This window comes from Priestia sp. SIMBA_032 (assembly GCF_046535215.1).
GTDB classification, from domain to species: domain Bacteria; phylum Bacillota; class Bacilli; order Bacillales; family Bacillaceae_H; genus Priestia; species Priestia aryabhattai.
This window is the reverse complement of sequence record NZ_JAWRXD010001091.1, coordinates 1-255: the sequence shown is the minus strand read 5'-3', so window position 1 is coordinate 255 and position 255 is coordinate 1. Positions and strand designations below refer to the sequence as shown.

The following is a 255-nucleotide window of genomic DNA, read 5'->3' as shown; positions in this document are numbered from 1 at the left end:
CCCGCCGACATCGGGCGCAGCTACGACGCCGTCGTCCGAGTCAACTCGCAATCGGGAAAGGGCGGCATCGCCTATCTGCTCGAGACCGAGTACGGGATCGACCTGCCGCGGCGGGCGCAGATCGACTTCGCGCGGCACGTGCAGCGGCACTCCGAGGCCAGCGGATCCGAGGTGTCGGCCGAGACCCTCTGGGCGATCTACCAAGAGGCCTACCTGACGGATCCGCACCCCTGGGTCTCGCTCGAGCGGCTCGAC

At 69.0% G+C, this 255-nt stretch carries 1 pseudogene; it reads left to right on the top strand.

From position 1 onward, the window contains the following. Positions 1 to 255: pseudogene (locus SB717_RS37710) on the top strand (2-isopropylmalate synthase); the annotation flags it as partial.